Annotated in this window: 3 protein-coding genes; all 3 read right to left on the bottom strand. The window is 36.8% G+C overall.

What is annotated here, in order from left to right; genetic code table 11:
- Positions 1-44: 44 nt before the first annotated feature.
- Genes WMO23_RS10870 through WMO23_RS10860 form a run of 3 tightly spaced genes read right to left on the bottom strand, consistent with a single transcriptional unit; the run spans position 45 to position 5,087 of the window.
- Positions 45-2,813, bottom strand: coding sequence for a type III restriction-modification system endonuclease (locus WMO23_RS10870; protein ID WP_349174057.1), 2,769 nt, complete (start codon positions 2,811-2,813; stop codon positions 45-47).
- 13 nt (positions 2,814-2,826) lie between these two features.
- Complete coding sequence (locus WMO23_RS10865) at positions 2,827-4,875, bottom strand: site-specific DNA-methyltransferase (protein WP_302420380.1); 2,049 nt, start codon at positions 4,873-4,875, stop codon at positions 2,827-2,829.
- Positions 4,872-5,087: a helix-turn-helix domain-containing protein gene (locus WMO23_RS10860; protein ID WP_337370456.1), complete on the bottom strand. Its 216-nt coding sequence runs from the start codon at positions 5,085-5,087 to the stop codon at positions 4,872-4,874. Before WMO23_RS10860 ends, WMO23_RS10865 begins: the two co-directional genes overlap by 4 nt.
- Positions 5,088-5,318: the final 231 nt, after the last annotated feature.

The following is a 5,318-nucleotide window of genomic DNA, read 5'->3' as shown; positions in this document are numbered from 1 at the left end:
CTTCGCTGCTTAGAATAATTCTGCTTACTGCCACTCTTAAAATTTTAGAACGTGGTCTTGACAAGGGGCCCATTATAGTCAGGACTATAATTTTCGCCCACGATGGTTGGTATTGCAATACTTGAGCGGGGAATTTTGCCATAAACAATAACCTCTGAAATATCTGTCATAATATTATCCTTTTCTAAGGGAGAATCAAATGCAAAGGCATCGTACAAATACTTTGAGGACGGCGTACCCGGAACTAACATCGTACCAATCACACCTTGCTTTATAACTTCTCTTGGCTGCCCATCTTTGTATGTAAGAGCAGTCTCAGCAATCGGCTGCTGTGATTGGGCATAACGAAATCTTGTTTGCAAATGACTTATTTTCCAATCTTTGAATTTACTGACTATCTGGGCAGCAGAATATTCATTAATTACATCATTTTCAATTGCCTTCCTCTCTGCCAACTTGCACATAGATGAATGAATTATGGTGATTGGAATACTTGTTTGTTGACTAATTTTTTGGAGAAAGTCGCTATAATTTAAGGGTTTGTCAATAGTATATGTTACCCCTGTATTGTCTTTTAAATCCATTTTGCCTAATTCGTCATTTACCTTAATTTCCTCACGTTGGCTGTAGACGGTTGTTCTTGCAAAAGTATCATGTGCACAGAGAATTTCAAACAAAACATTAGGAATTTCAGCTTCCAATTCTCGCTCGTAAAATAGATAGTACTTTCTGTTAATAGCCAACCATAATTCTTTTAGTTCCGAATATACAGCCTTACGAATTTTAATAGTACTGTTATTTTTCTTATTACGGTTTGTAACCTTTCCACTTTTAACTCCAGATGTGAATTCAGGATATTCAGCAAAGAATTCATTCCGGCGCTCAGTGTTAATATTCATATGAGAATCAATATATCGTTTTGTCAAGAGCTCAACAAGGAGTGTCGTTGAATCTATTTTTCTTGCTATCGCAATGCGATCCAATTCATTCGAATCAATTTTTGTGGTTTCCGGAATCTCATTATTAATTTCATCTACCAGCCTTTGAGCAAAATCAGCCTCTGTAAAATCTACGATATAGTTCAGCTGAAACTCCTCATTAGAGATGCGGTTCCCATTTTCGTCCACAGGAAGGCGCAATCCGCGTCCTACTTCTTGCAATTTACTATTTTCACTACCACTTGAACGTAATTTTGTAATAGTAAATATATTTGGATTGTCCCATCCTTCCTTCAGTGTCCATTTAGAAAACAGGAAGCGGCGCACATTATAAGAGCCATCTTTATTCACAAAGGAAAGTAATCCTTTCTTGTTACGGAGAATGTCATCCACTTCCTTTGCAATATCCTCATCTGAATCACTGTTATCCTGCGCAAAATACCCTGCATGGCAACCAGGAATATCTGCAAGACTTGCTTTCAGATATTCTCTATATTCATCTTCTTCAGGTGGAAGATTTGAAATCAGTTCTGTTAGTTTTTCTTTAAGCAGGCGTTCAAACATTTCTCTGAGATATGGTGCCTTCTCATCGTCTGATTTACGATAGGATGAAATATCATCAATAAAAAACAGTGCTAATGTTTTTATCTTAAATTGGCGTCCTGAAAAATTTTGTCGTTCAGTTTCAAAATGTCTCTGAATTGCCAGTTTTACCATTTGTTCCTGATAGGAAGACGAATAAATATCAGTATTAAACTCTTCTCCCTGGTATTTTTTTTGTCCATTTGATAACTCGATGAAGTTTTTCCCAATCGCAGTGATTTTTATCCCCTCAAACACAGAATCTATCATAGATAAAGAATCTCCAGCTTCGAGTGTAAAAGTTTTAGGGGATTTATTCTGTCTGCGTAATTGAAAATTCGCGGAGGTTTTAGCAATAACAGAAACGATTTTGACTTTCTCCTCTTTTGAAGATAGCGGCTCAAAATGTTCCTTAGCAACTCCCTTAATCAGGTTTTTATTGAAAGCATCGCATGCATTAAGTTCATATATCAAATTATTATAATCTTTGACGGTTACTTTATTCCTTCCGCTCCCTACAATAATTTCGGGAAATGTTGCGCCAAATCGGATAATCATCTGTGGCTGAAGCTCTGTAGTGATTGTCTTATATGCTTTCTGAGCACGAGAAAAACGATGGGCCTCATCAATAATAACTATAGGCTTCGTTGCACGCAGTGCATCAAATGGTCTGTAAAATCCTTCAACAAGATAATCATAGTCGGATCTGGTCAACATCTTGCCACTTGTAAGTAATTGCATGTTAACAAGTAGAACATATATTCTATTCGTATTCTGGCAGGAGCCTGATACAAAATCCCTAACAGGAGCAGGCATAGCAAGAAACCCCTTTTTCTTGGTTTTCGGGCTTTCCAGAACGCCAAGCTCAATTTCACAATTGTATCCGCAATCGTCGGCAAAATGATGACGCACATACTTATCCTCGATAAACTGTCGTGTTCCGGCTTTTATCGACAGGGAAGGCACTGCAATAATATATTTATTGAATCCATATCGCTTGTGCAGTTCATAGATGGCTTGTGTGTATACATATGTTTTACCCGTTCCTGTTTCCATTTTGATATCAAGATTCAGGTAATGTCCAGTATCCGGGTTTGCATTATGGCGATAATCCTCGCGTATGTTCCTTTGCAACATACGGATATTGGCAGAGATACATTGCTCATCATATAAAAATGTTGGATTTTGATATGCTAGAGTCGGTGGCGTGATTGTTACGCCTTTAAAAACAGCTGATATAGCATCTACTGCTTTTTGCTGATGTTCAAGACCCCGTTCGAGTATTAGTTCCAAACTGCCACCTCCATTAATAGCGAATGTCAAGATTGACCTTTAAGTTTTTCTCGGAATCACGCAGTATCTTCACGTTTGTTTTCAAATTTTCCATATTCACAAAGTTAAAGCTATAACCGAATACTACGATGTTCTGCGGGTTGAATCCGCCATCACTATTATACCGGTCTATCAGTGCCTTAATTGCATTCTCATCCATTTCAGGTTCAATCAGATACAGATGATTCTCGCACCAATATGCAGTATACCCGGCAAGGTTAATCATCTGACAGTGGTTCGTGAAAGTATAGCCATCATGAATAAGCCAAGTGGTCAAAATAGTATTTGTTCCAAATAGTTCATAAACAGTTCTGTTCGTGACAAATCCAGAATTATCGAACTTCTCCAGCTTATCCAAAGTAGGTTCATCAATGGTTTTGAGGGTATAATGCTTAAAGCCGAGATCAACGGAAGTATCTGGGTATTCTGCTCTTATCTTTTTGGCAGCACGAAGAATACGCTCATATCCAATGTAATCTAACGTATGAGGATACTTAAGTCCATCAACGAAAGCAATCATCTTTTCAAATTTGGTTTTGTCTGACTTTGAAGCTTTATTTAACTTTTCATTAAGATCTTCCGGTAATTGAACGGATATTATTTTTCTATGACCATTATCCTCCGCATTGAGTTGAAAGATTGCGTCAATTGATGTAGCAGACCCTGAAAAAAAGTCTAAAAATAAATCCTCTGCATTTCCACCAATTGTAAATATCTTTTTTATCAAGTATGTTGGTTTAGGAAAATCAAATGCAGCACCCATGTCATATGTGCCAAGCTCAGTAGATCCTTGTTCCGTGATGACCCCAGTTTCTTCCCAAATATCATCATCTTCATCTGGAAGATCTCCAATCACATCATCATTATACCAAATGGTCTTCGCCTTAAAAGTGCCTTTACGATATTTCTCATAACAACCAAATTCACCTGTCGTCTTTTTTCGAGCAACAACTTCACTTACCATAGAATCCTTATTGTTATTAGCTTTGAATTTTTTTGTCCCCCATCTCCAACAACTTTCTTTTCCTTCGCTGTTTAATGGTAAAATTTCAATATGGAACTCATCGCTTTTTTCTAATGAAACAGGAGAATAACCACACGCATCCACTATATCGGGGTTCGTATATATTGAATAGAATAAATTAGGTCGGTTAAATTTTCCGAATTTGGGATTTCGATTTCTTAATTCACGTTCTTCGAACTCTCCAATATTGTCTTTCAATGAAAATGCTCCAGAACCTTTTGATAATTCGTTAAGAATGGTATCTGGATTTTTTGTATATACCAAAAGATACTCATGTGTTTTGGCAAGCTGTTTATATGTTTGCCCTCTCTTATTGGATTGCACGATAATGTTTGCAATAAAATTATTTTCACCAAAAATATCGTCACAAATGAGTTTAAGATTCGCTTGTTCATTATCGTCTATTGAAATAAAAATCACTCCATTATCTGAAAGCAAATCTCGCGCTAATTGAAGTCGTGGATACATAAACAGCAGCCAAGCAGAATGAGAAGCAGATCCCCTACTTGTAAGATCAATAATGCGAGTAGCTTCCTCCTCATTAATACTCAATTTCTCCATTAGGCTTTTAGCCGTAAATTCAAAATTGTCGTTGTAAACGAAGCCATCCGTTCCTGTATTGTAAGGAGGATCAATGTAGATACATTTCACCTGTCCGGCATAAGATTTGAGCAGATGTTTCAGACCATCCAAATTGTCACCACTAATATATACATTCTGGCTATTTTTGTTCTCAGATTTTAAATTATGCTCGTCATCAGGAACGATTACGGTTTCTGTATCCAGTGCAGCGAGCATTTTTGCATAGTTTTTACCCAGAAAACGAAGTTCATATCCTTCTTGAGACACAGTAACTTTATCGTTCAGAAATTCCTTAAAACGTGTTATATCGAAACTGCCATCTGAGCGGAAACATGAAGGAAAATTCTCTTTCAGAACTTTTATCTCCCGATTGTTAGGAGTAACAGATTCATTTTCCCTTATAATATTTCTAATCATCTTGAAACCTCCGCCTTTGTATTATCATCTTCTACGTCAGAATCTTTTATAAACTCCATCATATCATTCGGCGTACAATTCATTGCCTTACAGATGCTTTCAACCTTCTCAAGCGCAATGTACTGTCCATTCTTTATTTTCGTTATAATATTGGCTGAAATATGCGCACGACGCATTAACTCAGCATTTGAAATATTCTTTTCAATCATCATGTGTAGTAAAGGCTTGTAACTAACCGCCATATCTCTTTTCCTCGTTTAATCATAGCAAAAAATTTTATTTACCCAGTGAGTATATCACACTTCCGTGAATATATAAATGTTTTTGTGCAAGTTTTAAATTCCAGCACTTTACAACTTTTACGCCGGTAGTGTCAACTCTTATGTGTAAACTTTTATAGTGTAGACTGAAAGATCAATCCGTGAACATCTCCAACAACTCCG

The organism is Megasphaera intestinihominis, assembly GCF_040096415.1.
GTDB lineage: Bacteria > Bacillota > Negativicutes > Veillonellales > Megasphaeraceae > Megasphaera > Megasphaera intestinihominis.
Note: the sequence above shows the minus strand (reverse complement) of the source record. Positions and strands in the feature narration are given on the sequence as shown.